Here is a 21,317-nt window from a genome sequence, read left to right on the forward strand (position 1 = left end):
TGGCCGGCAATCTGGCCAATCGGCTGACTCCATATGGCAATCGCTGCTGCGTTTGATGCCCAGCGAGGCTGATCCTTGGGGCGCAACTTTGCCCTGTCAAAGTGTCTTGCTGCACAACGTGCCGAACGCACGCGCTGCTTTCGAGGCCTGCTTGAATGGTTTGCACAGCAGCGATATTGAAGAGTTGCAGCGCAGCATTCAACGCAGCCGCAGCCTGCGAGATTTGTGGCATCTGCGGACTTGGCTCTATACCGAAGTGGCGCGAGCCTTTTCTCAGGCCGAGGCGGAATTACGGCTGAGTCGGCTGAACGCGCATTTCCAATTTGGCGCCAGTTTTGGCTTCAGCGGCCAGACGCAAAGTGCTCCCGTCCAATCTCGCCTGGCCAAGCACTGATGAATTTGCATTTGACCTTGCGCGATATTCCGCGCTTTCCACCACCGTGGTCCTATGCCTGCGCGGGTCGCCCCGATGAGCGGCGTGGTCGCATCGCGCTGCGCCGGGCCTTTGTCGAACTCAAGCTGAGCTTCTTGCGCGCTGCGGCCGACGTGCCCGGAGAAATAGGCAGCCATTTGCAAACGCTGGTTCGCCAGGCCAGCGAGCCGATCGAATTGTGGTTGCTGCACACCAGCCTGCTCGCAGCCATGCCCTGTGAGCTCGACCATGAACTGGGCCGAGCACAGCAGCACCGACATTCATTGTCGACCGCCTTGGCAGTCAACTGCCCTGACAGCAAGCCCCTTGACAGCCCAAGCGCTCGCCGCTGAGGGCGCGCAAGTCAGCGGGTTCTAGCCTCATTTTGTGACACTTGCTGCGGGCAAGGCAGAATGCGGCTCAAGTATGAATATCATCATCCTCGACGACTACCAAGACGCGGTGCGCAAACTTCGTTGCGCGGCCAAGCTGGAGCACCTCAATGCCAAGGTCTTCACCAATACGGTCAAGGGCATTGGCCAGTTATCGGTACGCCTGCGTGATGCCGAAGTGCTGGTGTTGATACGCGAGCGAACGCAGTTCAACCGGCAACTGCTGGAGAAGCTGCCCAAGCTCAAGCTGATCGCTCAGACCGGCCGTGTCGGGGCCCATATCGACGTTGAGGCCTGCACCAAGCTTGGCATTGCGGTCAGTGAGGGCGTCGGCGCGCCGACCGCTCCGGCCGAGTTGACCTGGGCCTTGATCATGGCGGCGATGCGTCGGCTGCCCCAGTACATCGGCAATTTGAAGCATGGCGTCTGGCAGCAATCGGGCTTGAAAGCGGCCTCGATGCCGCCGAATTTTGGTCTGGGTATGGTCTTGCGTGGCAAGACCCTGGGGATTTGGGGTTACGGCAATATCGGTCAGATCGTCGCCGGCTATGGGCGCGCTTTCGGTATGCAGGTACAGGTTTGGGGCAGCGAGGCTGCGCGTTTGCGCGCCGAAGCGGACGGGTATGTCGCGGTGACCAGTCGCGCGGCCTTGTTCGAGACCAGTGATGTGCTGACGGTGCATCTGCGGCTGAGCGAGCAAACCCGGGGTTTGATTGGCCCCGAGGATCTGGCGCGTATGCAGCCAACGGCCTTGTTCGTCAACACATCAAGAGCGGAGTTGCTGACCGAAGGCGCGTTGGTCTCGGCCTTGAATCGTGGCCGGCCCGGCATGGCCGCGATCGATGTGTTCGAGAGTGAGCCGATTTTGCAGGGCCATCCCTTGCTGCGCCTGGAAAACGCTGTTTGCACGCCGCATATTGGCTATGTTGAACAAGACAGCTACGAGCTCTACTTGAACGCGGCCTTCGACAATGTGTTGAATTTCATCAAGTCCGAGCCGACGAACATCGTCAACCCGGAGGCCTTGCGGGTCTTGCGATGAATGCACGCGCCGCACCGGCATCACTCAGCGAGCTGTTTTGGGCCTTCAATAGGCTCGCTTTGCAAGGCTTTGGCGGCGTGCTGGCGGTCACCCAAAGAGAGCTCGTGGAGCGACTGGGCTGGCTCAGCCGCGAAGAGTTTTTGGATGCCTTCGCGATTGCGCAGGTTTTGCCCGGGCCAAATATCGTCAACCTGGCTTTGATGTTGGGGGACCGTTTCTTTGGCAGCCGCGGCGCCTTTGCAGCGCTGGCCGGCATGCTCTTGTTCCCATCCTTGATTGTCATCGGTATGGCGGCCTTGTACGGTCAGTTTGCCGTGCTGCCCATCGTCAGCAATGCCTTGCGTGGGATGGGCGCCGTCGCGGCCGGCTTGATCATGGCTACCGGCCTGAAGCTGCTGCCTTCGCTGAAGAAGAGCCCTTTGGGCCGTACAGCGGCCATGATTTTGACGCTCGCGACCGTTGCGGCGGCCGTCTATTGGCGGCTGCCCCTGCCGCAGTTGCTGCTCAGCCTGGGCAGCATAGGGGTAGCACTTGCCTGGTGGGGTTTGCGGCGCCAAGCCCGGAGTTCGCAAGCATGAGTGGCGCGCCGCCCGATCTCTGGGCCTTGTTCTTGCATTTCTTGACCCTGTCTTTGTTGTCGATTGGCGGCGCGATCACCACGGCGCCTGAAATGCACCGTTACTTGGTCGGAGAGCAGCATTGGCTCAGCGACACGCAGTTCACCACCTCGATTGCTCTTGCGCAGGCCGCCCCTGGCCCAAACGTCTTGTTCGTGGCGGTGTTGGGCTGGAACGTGGCTGGCCTGTCGGGCGCCGTGGCCGCAATGGCTGGCATCCTGCTGCCTTCCACGACCTTGGTGCTGGCGGCCACCCGCTGGGCGCGCAATAACCGCGACAGCATTGGCGTACGCGCCTTCACCGCAGGCATGGCGCCGATCACCTTGGGTTTGCTGCTGGCGACCGGCTGGCTCTTGGCTCAGCCTTTCTTGACGGCGCCCGAGCATAGAGCCGGCACTCTGGCACTGATCGCCACCACCTTGGTCTTGACCCTCAGAACCAAGCTGAGCCTGGTCTGGCTGGTACTGGGCGGCGGCGTGCTGGGGGCGCTGGGCTGGGTCTAGCCCTCTTTTGTTCCAAATATTTTGTCGCCTGCATCCCCCAAGCCCGGGATGATGTAGCCCTGCTCATTCAGATGGCTGTCGATCGCAGCTGTCCAGCAGCGCACATCGGGGTGCGCTGCGGTCAGCGCAGCAACGCCTTCGGGGGCCGCCACCAGCACCAAGGCGCGAATATCCTTGCAGCCGCGTTTTTTGAGCAGGTCGATGGTCGCGATCATCGAGCCGCCGGTCGCCAGCATCGGGTCCACGATCAGCGCCGTGCGCTCCTCCAACTGGCCGACAAAACGCTCGAAATAATGCACCGGTTGCAGGGTCTCATGGTCGCGAGCGAGGCCGACGACGCTGATCTTGGCGTTGGGGATCATGTCCAGCACACCGTCCATCATGCCTAAGCCAGCGCGCAGGATGGGCACCACGGTGACTTTGCGGCCCGCGATTTGGTCGACCTCGGTCGGGCCGCTCCAGCATTCAATCGTGGTTTTCTCGAGCGGGAAGTCAGCCGTCGCCTCGTAGGCGAGCAAGCGCCCGACTTCGCCGGTCAACTCACGAAACTTCTTGGTCGAGATATCGGCCTCGCGCATCAGGCCGATCTTGTGTTTGACCAGGGGGTGTTGAACTTCGATGACGGTCATGGTTTTGACTCTTGGTTTGTGATGGGATGCGCTCAGGCAGGCTTGACGGTTCGCTGACGCAAGGCCTCGAACAGACACACGCCTGCCGCCACCGACACGTTCAAGCTCTCTACCGAACCTTGCATCGGGATGCGCACCAACTCGTCACAGGTCTTGGCGGTCAGCTGACGCAGACCGTCTCCTTCGGCGCCCAGCACAAAAGCGATCGGGCGATTCAGGTCCAAGTCATAGATCGACTTCTCGGCCTGATCCGAGGTGCCGACGACCCAAATGTCGTACTCTTTCAGCTCCTTCAGTGAGCGCGCCAGATTGGTCACCATCAAATACGGCACGGTCTCGGCCGCACCGCTGGCCACCTTGGCCACCGTGGCGTTGAGGCCGACTGCGTGGTCTTTGGGTGCCAGCACCGCGTGCGCACCGGCGCCATCGGCCACCCGCAGGCAGGCACCAAGATTGTGTGGGTCAGTGACGCCGTCCAAGACCAGCACCAAGGGCATGCCCTCGATGGTCTCGATCACATCGTCCAGGAACTGTGGCATCGCCAGCGCCTGCACCTTGGCCACCACGCCCTGGTGGCGGGTGGTACCGGCAATCTTGGCCAGGCGTTCGTCATCGCTTTCGATCAGCTTGGCGCCACCGTCGCGGGCGCGGTCGACAAAAGCACGCATGCGCTGGTCGCGCCGCGTGGTGTCGTAGTGGATTTCGCTGATCGAAGTGGGGTGCGTTTTCAGGCGCACCGTGACGGCATGGAAGCCGAAAAGAATTTTGTTGGAGCTCATCCTCGCATCGTAGCGGCAAGGCTGAGCATTCCGATCAAAAACGGCTGGTGCAGCATATAGAAAGTCAGTGACCAACGCCCCAGCAAGGCCAGCGGTGACAGGATTCTGGGCAATTCAGCACTCAATATGTCGGCGCGACTCGCCAACAGCCAGCGCCCCAGCGCAAAGCCCCACAACATGACCCCCAGCCAAGGCAAGATCGGCACATAGTCTTCCGCGATGGGCTTGTGGGTGACGAGGCCCAACCAATTGCTCCAGCGCGAGTCAAAGAAGGGATGCGAGCAAACCTGGGGTGCCAGCCAAGCGGCCAGCCCGAGCGGCCAACAAGCCCAGACCGGCAAGCGGGGCGCGGCAAAGCGCAGGAGCAAGAGCATCACGGCCATGCCGTGCAGCACGCCAAAGCTGATGAAGCTGCGCGGGTACATCAGGTAGGAGCCGATAGACACCGCCACCGCACAAGCCGCCACCTGAACCCAGCGCCGCCAAAAACGCGGCCAGCTCAGGCCTTGCTGCAGCGCCAAGGCCTGCCCAATGCCAGCGCAGAGCAAGAACAGGCTGACGATCAACGTTCGTTGAACGGTCCAAACGGGGTCGCGGTAGAAGTCTTGGCTGATCCAGCCAAAATGGTTCAAATCAAAGGCGAAATGAAAGCCGGCCATCCAGACGATGGCGGCGCCACGCAACGCGTCAAGCCGGAGGTAGCGCAGATTTCCAGCGACTGATGGTGGCAATGAAGATGGAGACGAATGCACGAGCGGAAGAGTTCTAGGTGGCGAGCAAGTGCAAAGTCTAAGCGGCACGGGTCGCCGAGCTCAGCAAGAATTTCGCAGTTATGCATTCAAGCCAGGGCCGCAGACCCTGTGTTACCGTCAGCAGTGCACTAACTCTGAATGGGCAAACAGGCGCAAAGCATGAGCCAAAGCCAAGTTTCAACGCAAGCCAGCCAGATGGAAGCATTCAGATATGCGCGGCTTCGGCACTGGCTGGCCTATTGGCCGGCCATATTGACTGCCTTGGGCGCTATCTGCTTGTCATTTGTGTTGCTGTGGGCGCGCGAGTCACAAAATTTGGCCAGTGAGCAGGCCCAGATCAATCATGAATTGAGTGCCATTCGCACCCGGCTGGAAGCAGTAGCTCAGGCCACCTTCAGCCCCACGGTCGGCCTTGAGGCCATGATCCAACTGGACGGTGGCATCTCCAGCGCTCGTTTCGATGCTCTCAGCCGGCGCGTCGTCAATTTGCTGCCTCAAGTGCGCAGCATCGTCGCTGCGCCCGATGACATAGCTCGTTATGTCTTCCCACTCGAGGGCAACGAGGCGGTTCAGAACTTGCGCTATGTCGACATCCCGGCCCAGTACGCCCAAGTTCAGCGAGCCCGCGCGCTGGGCCAGCCTGTGCTTGTCGGCCCGGTCAAATTGGTGCAAGGCGGGCAAGGCATCATCCAGCGCACGCCGGTGTTCTTGCCGGCAACGTCCGCTCCGGCAATTGGCTCCGCCGGCAAGGCCCAAACCGGTGGTCGCTATTGGGGCGTGATCTCGGTCGTGGCCGATATGGAACTGTTCATGCGAGCGGCTGGCTTGACTGACCATCCGAGCATGCGGCTGGCCGTCTTTCAATTGCAGGCAGATCGGCAAACGATTCACGCGCCGATCTGGGGCGATCCGGCTCTAGCGACACTGGCGACAGCCGTGCATCAATCGGTTCAATTGCCTGGCGCCACTTGGTCTATCGCTGCGGCGCCTGGCGCCGCACAGGCTTGGCGCAGCAATGCCTATGGCGCCGAGTTCTTTGCCAGCCTGATGGGCAGCGCCGCATTGGGCGGCCTGGCCGCCCTGGCGGTATACCGACGTCGCCTGTTGCTGCACAAAAATCGCCTGCTGGCGCAGCAAATCGAACAAAGCCTGCGCACACAAGCCGATTTGGAAGCCGCTCAGTCGCGCTTCAAAAGCCTGACCGAGCTGTCGGCGGACTGGGTTTGGGAGCAGGACGAGAACTTTCTTTTCACCTTCACCTCGCGCTCCACAGAGGAAGCAACTCAAGTCAGCGGCCCTCAGTTGCTCGGGTTCAAGCGCTGGGAGTCGCCGGCCCTGGCGCCCGGCACCGACTGGGCCGCGCATATTGCCTCGGTTGAACGCCATCAGCCGTTTCGGAACTTCGAATATGCCCAGTACGCGGAGGACGGCTCGCTGCGCTATGTGAGCATCTCGGGCCGGGCGTTTTTCGATGCACAGGGGCATTTCAAAGGCTACCGTGGCACCGGGCGCAATATCACCGAAAGCAAAATGGCGGAGCGTGATTTGCGTGAATCCAAGGCCGCGCTAACGCTGGCACTCGACCGTCTGCAAGCCGTGCTGGACGCCGCACAGGAGTTCTCCATCATTGCCACCGATTTGGCAGGCCGGGTCAGTTTGTTCAACCGTGGCGCAGAGCAGATGCTGGGCTACGCGCAAGCCGAGATGGTGGGGCAATCACCGGCGTTTTTGCATCTCGCCAGCGAGGTCGAGGCGCGCAGCGCCGAACTCAGCGAAAGCTATGGGCGGCCGATCAAGGGTTTTGACGTCTTTGTCGAAGTCCCGCGCGCCAGCGGCAGCGAAACGCGCGTATGGACCTATGTGAGGCGCGATGGCAGTCATCTGGAAGTGTCCTTGACGGTGAGCCTGGTGCGTTCTCAAAGTGGCGAGCCGAGCGGCTATCTGGGCATCGCACGCGACATCACCGCGCAAAGGCTGGCCCAGCGCCAATTGGCCGATCTGAATGCGGATTTGGAGTCCCGGGTGGAAAGCCGCACGGCCGAGCTCAAGCAAGCCCAGTCCGTGCTCAGTCAAGCAAAAGAGGAATTGCTGCGCTCGGAAAAGATGGCGGCTTTAGGCTCCTTGGTCGCCGGCATTGCGCACGAGCTGAACACACCGTTGGGCAATTGTTTGACCACGGCGTCCACGCTGGAAGAATTGACGCTGCAAATACGGCGCAGCTTCGAAGGCGGGCAGATGCGCCGCTCGGTGCTTGAGGCCTATTTGAACGATGCCCACACGGCCAGCAGCATCATGCTGCGCAGCATGGCCACGGCCAATGAATTGGTCGCGCATTTCAAGCAAATTTCTGTGGATCAGACCTCGGCGCAACGGCGCAGCTTCGCCTTGCAATCGGTCATAGACGATGTGTTGAGCCTGCTGCGCAACCAATTGCGCAAGGCCAGCATCGAAGTCAGGGTCGAGGTAACCATGGCGCAGGACCTCGACAGTTTCCCCGGTCCGCTGGGTCAGGTCTTGACCAATCTGATCCTCAACGCCAGCCTGCATGCATTCGAGGCCAAGCCAGCGGATGCGCGCATCTCCATCCATGCAAGGGCGGAGGATGAACGCTTTTTCAGCTTGACCGTAGAAGACAACGGCTGCGGCATGAAGGCCGAAGTGCGCCGGCGCGCCTTCGACCCCTTTTTCACCACCAAGATGGGCGCAGGCGGCACCGGCTTGGGCCTGAACATCGTCTACAACATCGTCACCGGCATTCTGGGCGGTCAGATCGAGCTGCACAGCGAGCCAGGAATGGGCAGCCACTTTGTGATGCGGCTGCCTTTTGTGGCGCCGCTTGTGGTGCCCTGACCCTGCAGCCTTTAGCCGACCCAGCGGCGCGCATTGCGGAACATGCGCATCCAGGGGCTCAGCTCATTGACGTCGCCGGAAGTCCAGCTCATCTGCACATTGCGGAACACCCGCTCCGGGTGCGGCATCAAGACGGTGAATCGTCCGTCGGCGGTAGTTACCGAAGTAAGCCCGTCCGGGCTGCCATTGGGGTTGAGCGGATAGGTCTCGGTGGGCTGGCCATGGTGGTCCACATAGCGCATGGCGCGTGCGACCTTGTTTGTGTCGCCTCGCTGCGAGAAGTCGGCAAAACCTTCGCCATGCGCCACGGCGATCGGCAGGCGCGAGCCTTCCATGCCCTTGAAGAACAGGCTGGGGCTGTCCAGAACCTCAACCATGGCCAAGCGGGCCTCGAACTGCTCGCTCTTGTTGCGCGTGAACTTGGGCCAATCTTGCGCGCCGGGGATGATGGGCGACAAGGCCGCCATCATCTGGCAGCCATTGCAAACGCCCAGTGCAAAGCTGTCCCCGCGGGCAAAGAAGGCCTTGAACTGCTCGGCCAAAATCGGATTGAACATGACCGAGCGGGCCCAGCCTTCGCCGGCGCCCAAGGTGTCACCGTAGCTGAAGCCGCCGCAGGCAACAAAGCCCTTAAACTGCTCCAAGGTTACGGCGCCAGACTGCAGATCACTCATGTGAACGTCGTAGGTGTCAAAGCCGGCCTTGGCCATCGCATAACTCATCTCGACATGCGAATTGACGCCCTGCTCCCGCAAGATGGCCATTTTGGGCTTGGTGCCGATGTTGATGAATGGCGCTGCCACGTCGTCTTGCGGATCAAAGCTCAGATGCACGTGGCGGCCGGGGTCGCCAGCCACACCGGTCTGACCATGTTCGCTGTCGGCGCAAGCCGGGTTGTCGCGCAGCTGGGCAATCCGCCAGGAGACTTGATCCCATTCCTTGTGCAATGTTTCGAGCGGCGCGCTGAAGACCTTTTTGGCGTCGCGCCAAACTTCCATGCAGGCATTGCCATTGGGCTTGCCGATCACATGGCTGAGCTTGGACAGGCCATGTGCGCGCAAGACCTGCAAAGCTGAGTCACGGTCCGCTGTGCGCACCTGCAAGACGACGCCCAACTCCTCATTGAAAAGGGCCTTGAGCGTCAATTCCTCGCGGCGAGCACCGACCTGCCCCGCCCAGTTCTTGGCGTCGCCGGTATCGGCGCGGCTGTCGCTGACGCCGTCACCCTCGGTGATCAGCATGTCCACGTTCAGGCTGACGCCGACATGGCCGGCGAATGCCATCTCGCAGGCGATCGCCCACAGGCCGCCGTCGCCACGGTCGTGATAGGCCAGCAATTTATCGGCAGCACGCAACTCATTGACAGCGCTGACCAAACTCTTCAACTGCGCAGCGTCATCGAGATCGGGCACTGGACCGCCGAACTGATTCAGCGCCTGCGCCAGGATCGAGCCGCCCATGCGGTGCTGTCCGTCGCCCAGATCGACCAGAATCAGGCTGGTGTCACCAGCATCGGTGCGCAATTGCGGGGTCAGCGTGCCGCGCACATCGGCGATGGTCGCAAACGATGAAATGATCAAGGACACCGGCGCGGTGACCTGCTGGACTGCACCGTTAGCACCCGTCCAGCGCGTGCGCATCGACAGCGAATCCTTGCCGACCGGGATCGAGATGCCCAACTCCGGGCACAGCTCCATGCCAACCGCCTTGACGGTGTCGAACAGCGCGGCGTCTTCGCCGGGCTCGCCGCAAGCAGCCATCCAGTTGGCCGACAGCTTGACGCGCGGCAACTCAATCGGCGCGGCGAGCAGATTGGTGATGCTCTCGGCCACCGCCATGCGGCCCGATGCGGCGGCATTGATCGCCGCCAACGGTGTGCGCTCGCCCATCGCGAACGCTTCGCCGGCAAAGCCCTTGAAGTCGGCCAGCGTGACGGCGCAATCCGCCACCGGCACCTGCCAAGGGCCGACCATCTGGTCGCGTGAATTCAGGCCACCGACGGTGCGGTCACCGATGGTGATCAAGAAACGTTTTGATGCAACGGTCGGGTGACGCAGCACGTCCAGAGCCACCGTCGCCAGATCCACGCCGGTCAGCGCCAACACGCCGCAGTCGCGCTCGACGCGGGTGACATCGCGGTGCACCTTGGGCGGCTTGCCCAAGAGCACTTCCATCGGCATATCGATGGCGCGCTCGCCACCCTCGCCGTCTTCCAGAATCAGCTCGCGCGCCTCGGTCGTCACGCCAACCACGCCAAACGGGCAGCGCTCGCGCTCGCACATGCTGCGGAACAGCTCCAGGCTGCCGGGCGCAATCGCCAGCACATAGCGTTCCTGGCTCTCGTTGCACCAGATTTCCTTCGGCGCCAGGCCGGATTCTTCCAACGGAACTTTGCTCAAGTCGAAGCGTGCGCCACGGGCCGCGTCGTTGACCAGTTCCGGAAAGGCGTTCGAGATACCGCCGGCGCCGACGTCGTGGATCGCCAGAATCGGGTTCTTTTCGGCCAGACCCCAGCAATGGTTGATGACCTCTTGCACACGCCGCTCGATCTCGGGGTTACCGCGCTGGACCGAATCGAAGTCCAGGTCGGCCATGTTGGTACCGGCCGCCATCGAGCTGGCCGCGCTGCCGCCCATGCCGATGCGCATGCCGGGGCCGCCGAGCTGAATCAACAGCGAGCCGGCCGGGAATTCGATCTTGTGGGTCTGGTCGCTGCGAATCGCGCCCAGGCCACCGGCAATCATGATGGGCTTGTGATAGCCGCGCTGCACGCCGTCGACTTCCTGCTCATAGACGCGGAAGTAGCCAGCCAGAGCCGGGCGGCCGAACTCGTTATTGAAGGCGGCGCCACCGAGCGGCCCTTCGATCATGATTTGCAAGGCGCTGGCGATATGCGCCGGCTTGCCGACATTGGCCTGCTCCCAGGGCTCATTCAAGCCCGGAAGGCGCAAATTCGAGACCGAGAAGCCGGTCAGGCCGGCCTTGGGCTTGGCGCCGCGGCCGGTCGCACCTTCGTCGCGGATTTCGCCACCGGCGCCGGTCGAGGCGCCCGGGAACGGCGAAATGGCGGTCGGGTGGTTGTGCGTCTCGACCTTCATCAAGACATGGGCGGTTTCTTCACGCGCTTGGTACTGCGGCGCGCGCGCGTCACCGGCCGGCATCCAGCGCTCGATCACATGGCCTTCCATGATGGACGAGTTGTCGGAATAAGCAACGACAGTGTGCTGCGGGCTCAGCTTCTCGGTATTGCGGATCATGCCGAACAGGCTGAGAGGCTGATCGACGCCGTCAACGGTGAACTTGGCGTTGAAAATCTTGTGGCGGCAATGCTCGGAATTGGCCTGCGCAAACATCATCAGCTCGACATCGCTGGGGTTGCGCCCCAAAGTCTTGAAGGCCGCTTCCAGATAGTCGATCTCGTCCACCGACAGCGCCAGGCCAAAAGTGGTGTTGGCCGACTCCAATGCCGCCCTGCCCTGGCCCAGCACGTCCACATGTTCGAGTGGCTGCGCTTGGCGTTCATCAAACAGATGCGCCGCGTCTTCGCGGGCCAAGAGCACGCTCTCGGTCATGCGGTCGTGCAGCAATTCGGCGCAGGCCTGCAACTCGGCCGCCGTCAGCGTTTTGACGCCGCCGAGCAATCCGGATTTCAGAGTGATGCGGAACTCGGTCACGCGCTCGACCCGGTGCAGTTGCAAGCCGCAGTTGTGCGCGATATCGGTGGCCTTGGAGGCCCAGGGACTGACGGTACCCAGGCGAGGTGCCACCAGCACCAACTGACCCTCATTGCCCCCCACATAAGCATCGCCATAGTTCAACAGCGCGGCCAGCTTGACTTGATCGTCGGCACTCAGCGCAGCATCACTCCAAACCCAATGCACATGGCGGGCATACACAGCGTTGATGCGCTCGTTGACGTTTTGCAGCTGCGGCAACAAGGCCTGGGCACGGAATGCTGAGAGTGCGTTGCCGCCTTCAAAAGAAAGCAGTTGCTTGGAGGTGGCCATGGAGTCCCGGAGCGTCGGCGCGCTGCGCGCGGCGTCGGCCGCTTACAGCGCTGGATTTGCGAATTGCTGGCGCGAACCGACAAGGTCCCGCCAAGAAAGCCGGCATTTTACCGATCTACAGAGCTCGACCGACGATGCGCCCAAAACTACCGTTCAGTCAATTGCCCGTCCGATCGTGACAAAGCGCACAGCATGACCAGGGCCGCAGCAACATCTCGAAACAGTTTGCCGACACAACGCGAGGTGGACTGCCTACAGTCGCCCCATGGCAAGAGCCATGCCTCAAAGCAGTTTCCTGTCCTTCCCCGCAGTAAAAAGGTCCCCCTCATGAACAAGCACTCAATCGCAAGTTGGCAGCAAGGCCTAGGCCTAGGGCTTTGCATCCTCAGCGCCGCAGCCCTGATAGCCTGTGGTGGTGGTGGTGGCGGTGGCGCCGCCACCCCGGACGTCACGCCGGCCGCGCCGCCCCCAACGGCACCCAATTCGTCCACGCTGACCCTGATTGAAGGCACGATTACCGGCTTCGGCAGCGTGGTGATCGACGGCGTTCGCTACTCGGATGCGGGCACCAAGGTCGAAATCGGCGACAACCCGGAACTGAAGAAATTGGCCACCCTGGGTGACTTGCGCACTGGCATGCGGGTGCAGGGCGAGATCAACAAGGACGGCGTGCTGCAAAACCTGCTGGTCAACTTCGCTTTGGTCGGCACCGTGTCGGCCATCGACCTTGATGGCGGCAGCATCACGGTCTTCGGCCAAACCATCAAGATCACCAGTGGTGGGCAATTGCCGACCGTGTTGGACGGGTTCAACAGCCTGAGTCAATTGCAGGTCGGCGACTTGCTCAAGGTGGCCGGCTCGGTCGCGGCCGACGGCGGCATCACGGCCACCCGCATCGAGCGCAAGCTCAAGGAAGGTGGTGAGCTCTATCGCTTGAGTGGCCCTGTACAGACTTTGGACGCGAGCGCCAAGCGCTTTGCGCTCGGCGGCAATAGCAGTGTGACCGTTGATTACGCCAAGGCCAAGGTTCTGCCTGACGGTGCGGTGATCGAAAACGGCAAGCTGGTCAGCGTGGTCGCCACCGCCGCCCCGGTAACAAGCGGCGGCCAGACGGTGCTGACGGCCAGTGCGGTCGAGGTCAAGTCGCGTCAAACGCCCGATGCCAAGGAACTCAGCATTGGCGGGCAGATCAATGATTTCAAGAGCCTGGCTTCGCTGCGCATCGGCGATGTGCTGGTGGACGCCAGCAGTGCGGAGTTGAAGGAAGGCACCGTGCTCGCCGACCTCGTCAACGGTGCCCAGGCCTATGCCAAGGGCAGTTTGACGGCCGGCGTTTTGAAGGCTGCGAGCCTGAAGGTCTTCAAGCCCGAAACCGCCTTGAAGGCCATGCTGATCGGCCAGGTAACGGACTTTGTGTCGATCGCCAACTTCAAGCTGCGCGGCACCGATGTGGACGCCTCACAGGCGACCTTTAGCAAGGGCAAGGCGGCCGACTTGGCCACCGGCGCCTGGGTCAGCATCAGTGGCCAGTTGACGGCCAGCGGCGTGCTGGCCAAAACGGTCGAGATCCAGCCTCCACCGGCCGACAAGCCCGCAAGGCTGGAAGGCGCCATCAGCGGCGTTGATTTGGCAAGCAAACGTTTCAGCCTGCTGGGCACCACGGTGCAATGGAGCGACACCACCAAGCTCAACCCCAGCAATAGTTCGCTGGCCAACCTGGCCAATGGCGTGGTGCTGGTGGCCGAGGGAAGCTACTCAGACGCAAGTGGTGTGTTCACGGCGACCAGTATCAAGGTCAACAGCAGCACCGGCGTGGTCAAGACGGTGGGCTTCTCGGGCATTGCTTTTGATGTGACGGACACCGGCTTCAAGGTCGGCAGCAATAGCGTCGTGTTGGGTCAAAACATCAAGTTCGAGCCGACGGGCACCACCGTGGCCGACCTGAAGAACGGCGCCAAGATCAGCGTGCAAGCGACACTGACCAATGTGGACGGCAAGGCCACGCTGACCGCGACCAAGATTGAGGTGCAAAAGCCCGAGAAGGACAGCGAGGGTGTCGAGTATGTCTACCTGAGCGGATTGATCGCGGACTTCGTCAGCAGCGCCGACTTCAAGATCGGCAGCCAGAAAGTCAATGCCAGCGGCAGCGGCGTGGAATTCATTGACGGCGATGCCGCCAAGTTGGCAAGCGGCCTGAAGGTCGAGATCAAGGGTAGCGTCGGCAAGGACGGCACTTTGATCGCCAAACGCGTTCATTTCATGCCAGGCTGATCGGCTAGGCTCTGAACAAAAAGGGCCATGCCGCGAGGCATGGCCCTTTTCTATTTCAAGGCGGGCAGCTTTACAGGCCGGCCTTCATCTGCCCCACGATATGTTCGATGCGGTCCAACAGGGCGGTTTGATCAAGCGTGGTCAAGACCCGACCCTTGAGCACTTGGCGGCCCCCAACCCAGACATCGGACACATGCTCGCGCCCGGCTACGTAAACCAGTTGCGCCTCGGGGTTGTAGACCGGCCGGCACTCCAAGGCGTCCAGCGACACCGCCACCACGTCGGCCAGCTTGCCCACTTCGAGCGAGCCCAGATCGGCAGCGCGGCCCATCGCCTTGGCTGCCCTGATCGTCGCCATCTCCAGCGCGGTGCGGGCCGACACGGTGGTCGAGTTGCAGGTCGAGCCCTTGGCCAACAAGGCGGCAGCGCGAATCTCGCCGAACATGTCCTGGCGGTTGTTCGAGGCCGCACCATCGGTGCCCAGAATCACGTTGACGCCGGCGGCCTCCAGGGCCGTGACCGGGCACACACCCGAGGCCAGCTTCATATTCGAGTTCGGGTTGTGAACCAGATGCACTTTTTGCGCGGCCAGCATGGCGATCTCGGCCTCGTTCAGATGCACCATGTGCACGGCCATCATCTTCTCGTTCAAGACGCCCAGCTTGTTCAGGCGCTCGAGCGGGCGCATGCCATGCTGCTGCACGCTGGAATCGACCTCGAACTGGGTTTCGTGGATATGGCAATGCATCTGCATGTCATATTTCTCGGACAACTCGCGCAAGGCGACAAAGGTCTCGTCCGACACCGTGTAGGGCGCGTGCGGGGCCGAGGTCCAGTCCAGCGAAGCCTCGCCCTTGAACTGCTCATAAGCGGCCAGACCGTTGGCAATGTATTCGGCCGCGTTGGCCGCATAGCCGGTCGGGAAGTCGATCACATTGATGGAAACACCGGCGCGGATGCCGCTGTCCAGCGCCGCCCGCGCCATCGCGGCGGGGAAGAAATACATATCGTTCAGATAGGTGACGCCGCCGCGCAGCGCCTCGGCAGCAGACAGCATCGAACCCTGGTAGGTCCAGTCGTCGCTGACCCATTTTTTCTCCAGCGGCCAGATATGGTTTTGCAACCAATCCATCAAGGGCACATCATCGGCGACGCCGCGCAGCAGCGACATTGCCGAATGGGTGTGGCCGTTGATCAGCCCGGGGATCAGCACATGCTGACCCAGTTCGACCCGCTCGGCATCCGGGTACTGCGCCTCGGCCTGGTCCCAAGGCAGGATAGCGGCAATGCGCTCGCCGCTGATAACCAAGGCGTGGTCGTTCAATACCCCACTGCCGGGTGCCATGCTCAGCAGCCAACGGGCCTTCAAAATGGTGGTCTTGGTGGTCATCGAATTCTCCAAATGGGGTGGCCCTTGCGGCCCTGACTTTAGCTGTGACTATAGTTTTACGGCGTGTCGAATGCTTGGTCGAACAGTGCCAGCACGCGCTCGGCCTGTACCCCGATGCAAACCTGCTGCGCAGGGCAGCCGCTCCAAGGCGTCTGTGCGCCGCTGGGTTTGCGGAAATCCTGGATCGTTTGGCCGCGCGCGATGCCCTCGGTCACCACACGCACCGGCCCGCCGCGCAGCGTGAAGGCCTCGGGCTCGATCGCATAAACAATGGCACTGGCGTCATGTGCGTAGACGCCCTTGATGCCGTCGACTGAATTGTAGAAATCCTGATAGTGGCGCGTGGCTTGCCAGAGGAAATCCCCTACCAGACCCCCTCGCCCTTGCAGGCTGGACAAATAGTCCTCGCTCATGACCGTCTCGTGCGTAACGTCCAAGCCCACGATGACGACCGGCCAGTCGGCACTGAAAACCAGGTCCGCCGCCTCGGGGTCATTGATGATATTGGCCTCGGCCACCGGTGTCACATTGCCGCAGCGCGCTTGTGTGCCAAAGGCCCCACCCATCACAATCACGCGGTGCACCTTGGCCGCAATGCCGGGATCGTGGCGCAAGGCCAGCGCCAGATTGGTCAGTGGACCGACGGCTATCAAGGTGATGGCGCCGGGCTCAGCATTGACCATATCGCAAATCAGCTGGAAAGCGGGCCGTGCATCCAGCGGGCTAACTTCGACATTGATCATGCCGGCCATGCCGCCCAGACCATCGTCGCCATGTACATGGACCGAAAATTCACGTTCAGCATCCACATGCAAGGGTCCCGCCGCACCCTTGGCGACCGGCACAGCTTGCTCAAACAGCGCAGCCAACAGCTGACCGTTGCGGCTGGTCACCTCGACCGAGGCGTTACCAAACACGGTCGTAATGGCTCGCAAATCCAGCGCCGGATGGCGCGCCAGCAGATAAAGCGCCATCGCATCATCGATGCCTGGGTCGGTGTCGAAGATCACCGGCATGGGGGAGGATGTTTTCATTGAAGAGCCCTGCAAAAACTCAAAGGAAAATTTCGTTGCGCAGCGGCATGGCCGATTGCACGCCGCTGCGACTGACGGCAATCGAGGCGGCCGCTTGGCCCAAACGCACTGCGTCGGCTGCCGACATGCCCTCGGCCAAGCCAGTGACCAGCCCACCCACAAAAGTATCTCCGGCACCGACCGTGTCAATTGCCTTGACGGCTTGCGCAGGAAAATGCTCGATCGCTCCGGCGGTACAAAGCAAGGCACCGTCGGCACCCAAGGTTAACAAGACTTGCTTGACGCCGAATTTCAGCAATTGCTGCGCTGCAAGCGTGGCTTGCACAAGCACATCGCCCGGCTCAGAAATGCTCAGTCCGGCAAGCTGATTGGCTTCGGTTTCATTCAGCACCAACCAATCGGTCATGCTCAGCAAAGTGGCAGGCAATGCCTGTGCAGGCGCGGCGTTCAGTACCGTGACTGAATTGGCTCTGCGAGCCAACTCGAACGCGGTTTCAATCGCGGCAAGCGGCACTTCCAATTGCGCCACAACCACGGCCGCTCTTTGCACGGTCGCCGCCGCTGCGCACACATCGGCAGCGCTCAAGTCGGCGTTGCTGCCTGGCACATAGACGATGGAATTTTCGCCGTTGTCGCTGCCCACCATGATCACGGCGATACCTGGCAAGGCTGCAGCATCGCGCACCACGGCCGCGCAAGCCACACCCTCGGATTCCAAGGCTTGCAGCAAATCGGACCCATATTGGCGCATGCCCAATCGAGCCACAAAATCCACCGCCGCGCCCAAGCGCGCCGCCGCCACGGCTTGATTGCCGCCCTTGCCGCCCGGTGCCATCACAAAGGCTTCGCCGGCCAAGGTCTCGCCCGGCGCTGGTAGGCGCGAAGCATGCGCCACCATATCCATATTGATGCTACCGACCACGACCACGCGGCCGGCTTCGTCTTTTGTCATAAGTTCTGTCATCCCTGAAAACTTGCCGGCGGTGGCGCCGTACTCTCGCGCACCACCAGACGCGGTGTCAGCAGCACATTCTTCAATTCCGCAGTGCGATTCTCGATTCTCTCGATCAGCACCCGCCCCGCTTCCGCGCCTAAGCGTTTGACGCCGCAGCCGACGGTGGTCAAAGCCGGAAACACATAACGGCTCAGTTCGATGTCATCAAAGCCAACGACAGAGAGCTGTTGCGGCAGCTTCAAACCCATCTCTGCGCCGGCTCTCAGTGCGCCAATCGCCATCATGTCATTGCTGGCAAAAATGGCCGTGACCGGATGTGAACTTGCCGCACCTGCTTGGGTTCGCAAGATGCGCCGGGCCGCCTCATAGCCGCCGGGGCTGCTGAAATCGCTTGTCGTGACCAAGGTCTCGTCAACTTCAATACCTGCTTCACGCAGGGCGTGCCGCCACCCTTCAATTCGTTCGCGAGCGACCTCGAATTCGGCCGGCCCGCTGATGCATGCAATGCGCCGGTGGCCGAGATCGATCAAGTGCTTGACCGCGTTGTAAGCACCTTGTTGGTTGTCCACACTGACCCGGTCGGCACGGGCGCCGGCGACCAGTCGGTCAACCGTCAGCGAGGGAACGCTGGCCAGTTTGAAGATGCGCGCTAGCGCCTCGTCATCACCGGCCGAGGACAGCAGCAGGCCGTCAACGCGTTTCTCCAGCAAGGTGCGCATGTATTGCTGCTGGCGCTTGGGATCGTTGTCCGAGTTGCACAGAAAAACCGAGTAGCCGGCCAAGCGGCAACATTCCTCGACGCCGCAGACCAGTTCGGCAAAAAACGGGTTTTGCACATTGGGCACCAAGACGCCGATGATCTTGGTCTCGCTCTTGCGCAGGGAGCGGGCCACGGCGCTGGGGAGATAACCAATCTCTTCCACCGCTGCCAAGACACGCCGGCGCGCATCGATGCTGACGGGTCGGGTGTCATTCAAAACATGGGACACCGTGGTGAAGGACACACCGGCCAAGGCGGCTACGTCTTTGATAGTGCTCAAGATTGAAAACTCGGGATGGGTTCGTTTTGAATGAAAAGCAAACGTTTGCCAATTTGCGCAAGCATAGCCCAAGCTAAGTGGGCTTTGGCCAAACTACAGAAGAAAATCGCCAATCGCACGAGACTTTCAATCGCTGAGCTGCCCAGAGTGCTTGTTGGTCGAAAAAAAACCTCGCGTCCTTGGAGGACGCGAGGTTTGCATGGCCAGTACTGGCCAGCCCAGAGGCTGGCCCTGGTTTGCCGCTCAGCGCTTGTCGATGCTTTGCACGTCGCGTGCTGTAGCGCCGACGAAAAGCTGGCGCGGGCGACCAATCTTGTACTCTGGGTCGCCGATCATTTCGTTCAGCTGCGCGATCCAGCCAACCGTGCGGGCCAGAGCGAAGATCGCCGTGAACAAGCTGACCGGGATACCGATAGCGCGCTGCACGATGCCGGAGTAGAAGTCGACGTTCGGATACAGCTTGCGCGACACGAAATAGTCGTCTTCCAGAGCGATTTTCTCCAAGGCCATGGCAAGCTTGAACAGCGGATCGTCATGCAGACCCAGGGCCGTCAAGACCTCGTGGCAGGTTTCACGCATCAGCTTGGCGCGCGGGTCATAGTTCTTGTAGACCCGGTGACCGAAGCCCATCAGCTTGACGCCGGAGTTCTTGTCCTTGACCTGCTTGATGAATTCACCGATCTTCTCGACGCCACCATTGCGCTGGATTTCTTCCAGCATGGTCAGTGCCGCTTCGTTGGCTCCGCCGTGAGCCGGGCCCCACAAGCAGGCCACGCCGGCGGCGATGGCCGCAAACGGGTTGGTGCCGCTGGAGCCGCACAGGCGCACGGTCGAGGTCGACGCGTTTTGCTCATGGTCAGCGTGCAAGATGAAGATGCGCTCCATGGCACGCACCAGCACTTCGTTCGGCTCGTACTTCTCACAAGGTGTCGCGAACATCATGTGCATGAAATTGGCGGTGTAGCCCAAATCATTGCGCGGATAGATGAAGGGCTGGCCGATCGAGTACTTGTAAGCCATCGCGACCAGGGTCGGCATCTTGGCAATCAGGCGGATCGCGGCGATTTCGCGGTGCTCCGGATTGTTGATGTCGGTACTGTCGTGATAGAAGGCCGACATCGCCCCGACCAGTCCAGTCATCACCGCCATCGGGTGCGCGTCACGGCGGAAGCCACGCAGGAAGAACTGCATCTGCTCATTGACCATGGTGTGATGCGTCACACGGTGATCAAAGTCGGCTTTTTGAGCCGCGTTTGGCAGCTCACCGTACAGCAGCAAGTGGCAGGTTTCCAGGAAATCGCAGTTGGTGGCCAACTGCTCGATCGGATAGCCGCGGTACAGCAGTTCGCCCTTGTCACCGTCGATGTAGGTGATGGTGGAATTGCAAGATGCGGTCGACAAGAAGCCGGGGTCGTAGGTGAACTTACCCGTTTGCGCATAGAGCTTGCGGATATCGATCACATCCGGGCCGACCGAGCCTTTGTAGATCGGCAGATCCATTGGGGGGCTGCCGTCGGAGAACGACAGGGTGGCTTTGACGTCTGACGGGGTCATGAGCTTGTCCTTTTGACTTCTGAAAACACTTAAAAACTCTTTTAAGCAGTGGTGGTTCTAAGCATGCCCAGAACCTCTTGAACTTCGGGCCTATCTAAATCGCCCTCGACTTCCTTGGCTTCCTTGCGGCGCAGCAACAGGTCCAGCAAATCGTTATCGGCCAGATCCATCAACAACAGCAGGCCGGTCTGCTGGCCCTGGGTCAAGCTGTCAGCGTATCGATTGAAAAAACGCTCGATAAACAAGTCGTTCTCCAGCAGACCGCGCCGGCAGCGCCAACGCAGTTTGGAGAGCGCCCGCTCGTCAATCAACTCGTTCTCGGGCTGGCTCATCATTTCAACAGCAACACTCATTGCAGACTTTGACCTTTGGGCACAGCGAGATCAGACCGCGCGCCGAACCATCATTTCCTTGATCTTGCCGATGGCCTTGGTCGGGTTCAAACCCTTGGGGCAGACATCGACGCAATTCATGATGGTGTGGCAGCGGAACAAACGGTACGGGTCTTCGAGGTTGTCCAACCGCTCGGCGGTCGCTTCATCGCGGCTATCGGCAATGAAACGATAGGCCTGCAGCAGGCCAGCCGGGCCGACAAACTTGTCGGGGTTCCACCAGAAGCTCGGGCAGGAAGTCGAGCAACTGGCGCACAAGATGCACTCGTACAGGCCGTTGAGCTCATCGCGCTCTTCGGGGTACTGCAGCCGCTCCTTGTCGGGCAGCGGCGTGTCGTTGATCAGATACGGCTTGATCGAGTTGTACTGCTTGAAGAACTGCGTCATGTCGACGATCAGGTCGCGCACCACCGGCAGGCCCGGCAGCGGCTTCAAGACAATCACGCCAGGCAGCGTGCGCATATTGGTCAGACAGGCCAAGCCGTTCTTGCCGTTGATATTCATCGCGTCCGAACCGCACACGCCTTCGCGGCAGCTGCGGCGGAAGCTCAGAGTCGGGTCCAACGCCTTCAACTTGCCCAGGGCATCCAGCAACATGCGCTCGGTGCCGTCAAGTTCGACCTCCAAGGTCTGCATATAAGGCTTGGCATCCTTGTCCGGGTCGTAGCGGTAAATCTGAAAGGTACGCTTGGTCATTT

At 61.1% G+C, this 21,317-nt stretch carries 18 protein-coding genes; 7 read left to right on the plus strand and 11 right to left on the minus strand.

Features of this window, described 5'->3' with window-relative positions:
• Nucleotides 1-88: 88 nt before the first annotated feature.
• From LNV09_RS24125 to LNV09_RS24145, 5 genes are all read left to right on the plus strand, one after another.
• The gene (locus LNV09_RS24125) at nt 89-394 is read left to right on the plus strand and encodes a hypothetical protein (RefSeq protein WP_263559619.1); all 306 of its coding nucleotides are present in this window, start codon (nt 89-91) and stop codon (nt 392-394) included.
• Nucleotides 394-765 carry a hypothetical protein gene (locus LNV09_RS24130; protein WP_263559620.1) on the plus strand — a complete coding sequence of 124 codons (372 nt, stop codon included), beginning with the start codon at nt 394-396 and terminating at the stop codon, nt 763-765. Before LNV09_RS24125 ends, LNV09_RS24130 begins: the two co-directional genes overlap by 1 nt.
• A gap of 73 nt (nt 766-838) precedes the next feature.
• On the plus strand, nt 839-1,846 hold the full coding sequence (locus LNV09_RS24135; RefSeq protein ID WP_263559621.1) for a D-2-hydroxyacid dehydrogenase family protein: 1,008 nt from the start codon (nt 839-841) through the stop codon (nt 1,844-1,846).
• Nucleotides 1,843-2,424: a chromate transporter gene (locus tag LNV09_RS24140; protein ID WP_263559622.1), complete on the plus strand. Its 582-nt coding sequence runs from the start codon at nt 1,843-1,845 to the stop codon at nt 2,422-2,424. Before LNV09_RS24135 ends, LNV09_RS24140 begins: the two co-directional genes overlap by 4 nt.
• Nucleotides 2,421-2,966, plus strand: a complete 546-nt coding sequence (locus LNV09_RS24145; protein ID WP_263559623.1) for a chromate transporter — start codon at nt 2,421-2,423, stop codon at nt 2,964-2,966. The genes LNV09_RS24140 and LNV09_RS24145 overlap by 4 nt, the downstream gene beginning before the upstream one ends.
• Here LNV09_RS24145 and upp read toward each other — a convergent pair.
• From upp to LNV09_RS24160, 3 genes are read right to left on the minus strand one after another with little or no spacing between them, the layout of a single operon-like run.
• The gene (upp, locus tag LNV09_RS24150) at nt 2,963-3,595 is read right to left on the minus strand and encodes a uracil phosphoribosyltransferase (RefSeq protein ID WP_263559624.1); all 633 of its coding nucleotides are present in this window, start codon (nt 3,593-3,595) and stop codon (nt 2,963-2,965) included. The two genes, LNV09_RS24145 and upp, sit on opposite strands and share 4 nt — an antisense overlap.
• Nucleotides 3,596-3,627: 32 nt before the next feature.
• Entirely contained in the window at nt 3,628-4,374 is a 747-nt protein-coding gene (gene rlmB, locus LNV09_RS24155) for a 23S rRNA (guanosine(2251)-2'-O)-methyltransferase RlmB (RefSeq protein ID WP_263559625.1), read from the minus strand.
• A complete protein-coding gene (locus LNV09_RS24160; RefSeq protein WP_263559626.1) occupies nt 4,371-5,105 on the minus strand; it encodes an acetyltransferase domain-containing protein in 735 nt (244 codons plus the stop codon). The genes rlmB and LNV09_RS24160 overlap by 4 nt, the downstream gene beginning before the upstream one ends.
• Before the next feature lie 180 nt (nt 5,106-5,285).
• Here LNV09_RS24160 and LNV09_RS24165 point away from each other — a divergent pair, with 180 nt between their 5' ends.
• A complete protein-coding gene (locus LNV09_RS24165) occupies nt 5,286-7,976 on the plus strand; it encodes a PAS domain S-box protein (protein ID WP_263559627.1) in 2,691 nt (896 codons plus the stop codon).
• An 11-nt stretch (nt 7,977-7,987) separates the two neighbouring features.
• Here the strand turns inward: LNV09_RS24165 and purL are convergent, their stop codons facing one another.
• Nucleotides 7,988-11,983: a phosphoribosylformylglycinamidine synthase gene (gene purL / locus LNV09_RS24170; protein ID WP_263559628.1), complete on the minus strand. Its 3,996-nt coding sequence runs from the start codon at nt 11,981-11,983 to the stop codon at nt 7,988-7,990.
• Nucleotides 11,984-12,310: 327 nt separating this feature from the next.
• Here purL and LNV09_RS24175 point away from each other — a divergent pair, with 327 nt between their 5' ends.
• Entirely contained in the window at nt 12,311-14,254 is a 1,944-nt protein-coding gene (locus LNV09_RS24175; RefSeq protein WP_263559629.1) for a DUF5666 domain-containing protein, read from the plus strand.
• Nucleotides 14,255-14,324: 70 nt separating this feature from the next.
• Here the strand turns inward: LNV09_RS24175 and LNV09_RS24180 are convergent, their stop codons facing one another.
• The 7 genes from LNV09_RS24180 to LNV09_RS24210 all read right to left on the minus strand — a co-directional run bounded on the left by LNV09_RS24180 (nt 14,325) and on the right by LNV09_RS24210 (nt 21,315).
• On the minus strand, nt 14,325-15,644 hold the full coding sequence (locus LNV09_RS24180; protein WP_263559630.1) for a TRZ/ATZ family hydrolase: 1,320 nt from the start codon (nt 15,642-15,644) through the stop codon (nt 14,325-14,327).
• A gap of 56 nt (nt 15,645-15,700) precedes the next feature.
• Nucleotides 15,701-16,678 (minus strand): nucleoside hydrolase, encoded by a 978-nt coding sequence (locus LNV09_RS24185; RefSeq protein ID WP_263559631.1) that lies wholly within the window; start codon nt 16,676-16,678, stop codon nt 15,701-15,703.
• A 19-nt stretch (nt 16,679-16,697) separates the two neighbouring features.
• A complete protein-coding gene (locus tag LNV09_RS24190; RefSeq protein WP_263559632.1) occupies nt 16,698-17,630 on the minus strand; it encodes a ribokinase in 933 nt (310 codons plus the stop codon).
• Between the two features lie 8 nt (nt 17,631-17,638).
• The gene (locus LNV09_RS24195; RefSeq protein ID WP_263559633.1) at nt 17,639-18,673 is read right to left on the minus strand and encodes a LacI family DNA-binding transcriptional regulator; all 1,035 of its coding nucleotides are present in this window, start codon (nt 18,671-18,673) and stop codon (nt 17,639-17,641) included.
• Between the two features lie 243 nt (nt 18,674-18,916).
• Nucleotides 18,917-20,227: a citrate synthase gene (gene gltA / locus LNV09_RS24200; protein WP_263559634.1), complete on the minus strand. Its 1,311-nt coding sequence runs from the start codon at nt 20,225-20,227 to the stop codon at nt 18,917-18,919.
• A gap of 41 nt (nt 20,228-20,268) precedes the next feature.
• Nucleotides 20,269-20,580: an FAD assembly factor SdhE gene (locus LNV09_RS24205; RefSeq protein ID WP_263559635.1), complete on the minus strand. Its 312-nt coding sequence runs from the start codon at nt 20,578-20,580 to the stop codon at nt 20,269-20,271.
• Nucleotides 20,581-20,610: 30 nt separating this feature from the next.
• Entirely contained in the window at nt 20,611-21,315 is a 705-nt protein-coding gene (locus LNV09_RS24210) for a succinate dehydrogenase iron-sulfur subunit (RefSeq protein WP_263535104.1), read from the minus strand.
• Nucleotides 21,316-21,317: the final 2 nt, after the last annotated feature.

It is taken from the genome of Paucibacter sp. B2R-40 (genome assembly GCF_025717555.1).
Classification (GTDB): domain Bacteria; phylum Pseudomonadota; class Gammaproteobacteria; order Burkholderiales; family Burkholderiaceae_C; genus Paucibacter_A.

What these genes read in the sequence shown, in the direction of transcription:
- LNV09_RS24130 (WP_263559620.1), top strand. Translation starts at nt 394, where the DNA reads ATGAATTTGCATTTGACCTTGCGCGATATTCCGCGCTTTCCACCACCG.
- LNV09_RS24135 (WP_263559621.1), top strand. Translation starts at nt 839, where the DNA reads ATGAATATCATCATCCTCGACGACTACCAAGACGCGGTGCGCAAACTT.
- LNV09_RS24140 (WP_263559622.1), top strand. Translation starts at nt 1,843, where the DNA reads ATGAATGCACGCGCCGCACCGGCATCACTCAGCGAGCTGTTTTGGGCC.
- LNV09_RS24145 (WP_263559623.1), top strand. Translation starts at nt 2,421, where the DNA reads ATGAGTGGCGCGCCGCCCGATCTCTGGGCCTTGTTCTTGCATTTCTTG.
- upp (WP_263559624.1), bottom strand. Translation starts at nt 3,595, where the DNA reads ATGACCGTCATCGAAGTTCAACACCCCCTGGTCAAACACAAGATCGGC.
- rlmB (WP_263559625.1), bottom strand. Translation starts at nt 4,374, where the DNA reads ATGAGCTCCAACAAAATTCTTTTCGGCTTCCATGCCGTCACGGTGCGC.
- LNV09_RS24165 (WP_263559627.1), top strand. Translation starts at nt 5,286, where the DNA reads ATGAGCCAAAGCCAAGTTTCAACGCAAGCCAGCCAGATGGAAGCATTC.
- purL (WP_263559628.1), bottom strand. Translation starts at nt 11,983, where the DNA reads ATGGCCACCTCCAAGCAACTGCTTTCTTTTGAAGGCGGCAACGCACTC.
- LNV09_RS24175 (WP_263559629.1), top strand. Translation starts at nt 12,311, where the DNA reads ATGAACAAGCACTCAATCGCAAGTTGGCAGCAAGGCCTAGGCCTAGGG.
- LNV09_RS24180 (WP_263559630.1), bottom strand. Translation starts at nt 15,644, where the DNA reads ATGACCACCAAGACCACCATTTTGAAGGCCCGTTGGCTGCTGAGCATG.
- LNV09_RS24185 (WP_263559631.1), bottom strand. Translation starts at nt 16,678, where the DNA reads ATGAAAACATCCTCCCCCATGCCGGTGATCTTCGACACCGACCCAGGC.
- LNV09_RS24190 (WP_263559632.1), bottom strand. Translation starts at nt 17,630, where the DNA reads ATGACAAAAGACGAAGCCGGCCGCGTGGTCGTGGTCGGTAGCATCAAT.
- gltA (WP_263559634.1), bottom strand. Translation starts at nt 20,227, where the DNA reads ATGACCCCGTCAGACGTCAAAGCCACCCTGTCGTTCTCCGACGGCAGC.
- LNV09_RS24205 (WP_263559635.1), bottom strand. Translation starts at nt 20,580, where the DNA reads ATGAGTGTTGCTGTTGAAATGATGAGCCAGCCCGAGAACGAGTTGATT.
- LNV09_RS24210 (WP_263535104.1), bottom strand. Translation starts at nt 21,315, where the DNA reads ATGACCAAGCGTACCTTTCAGATTTACCGCTACGACCCGGACAAGGAT.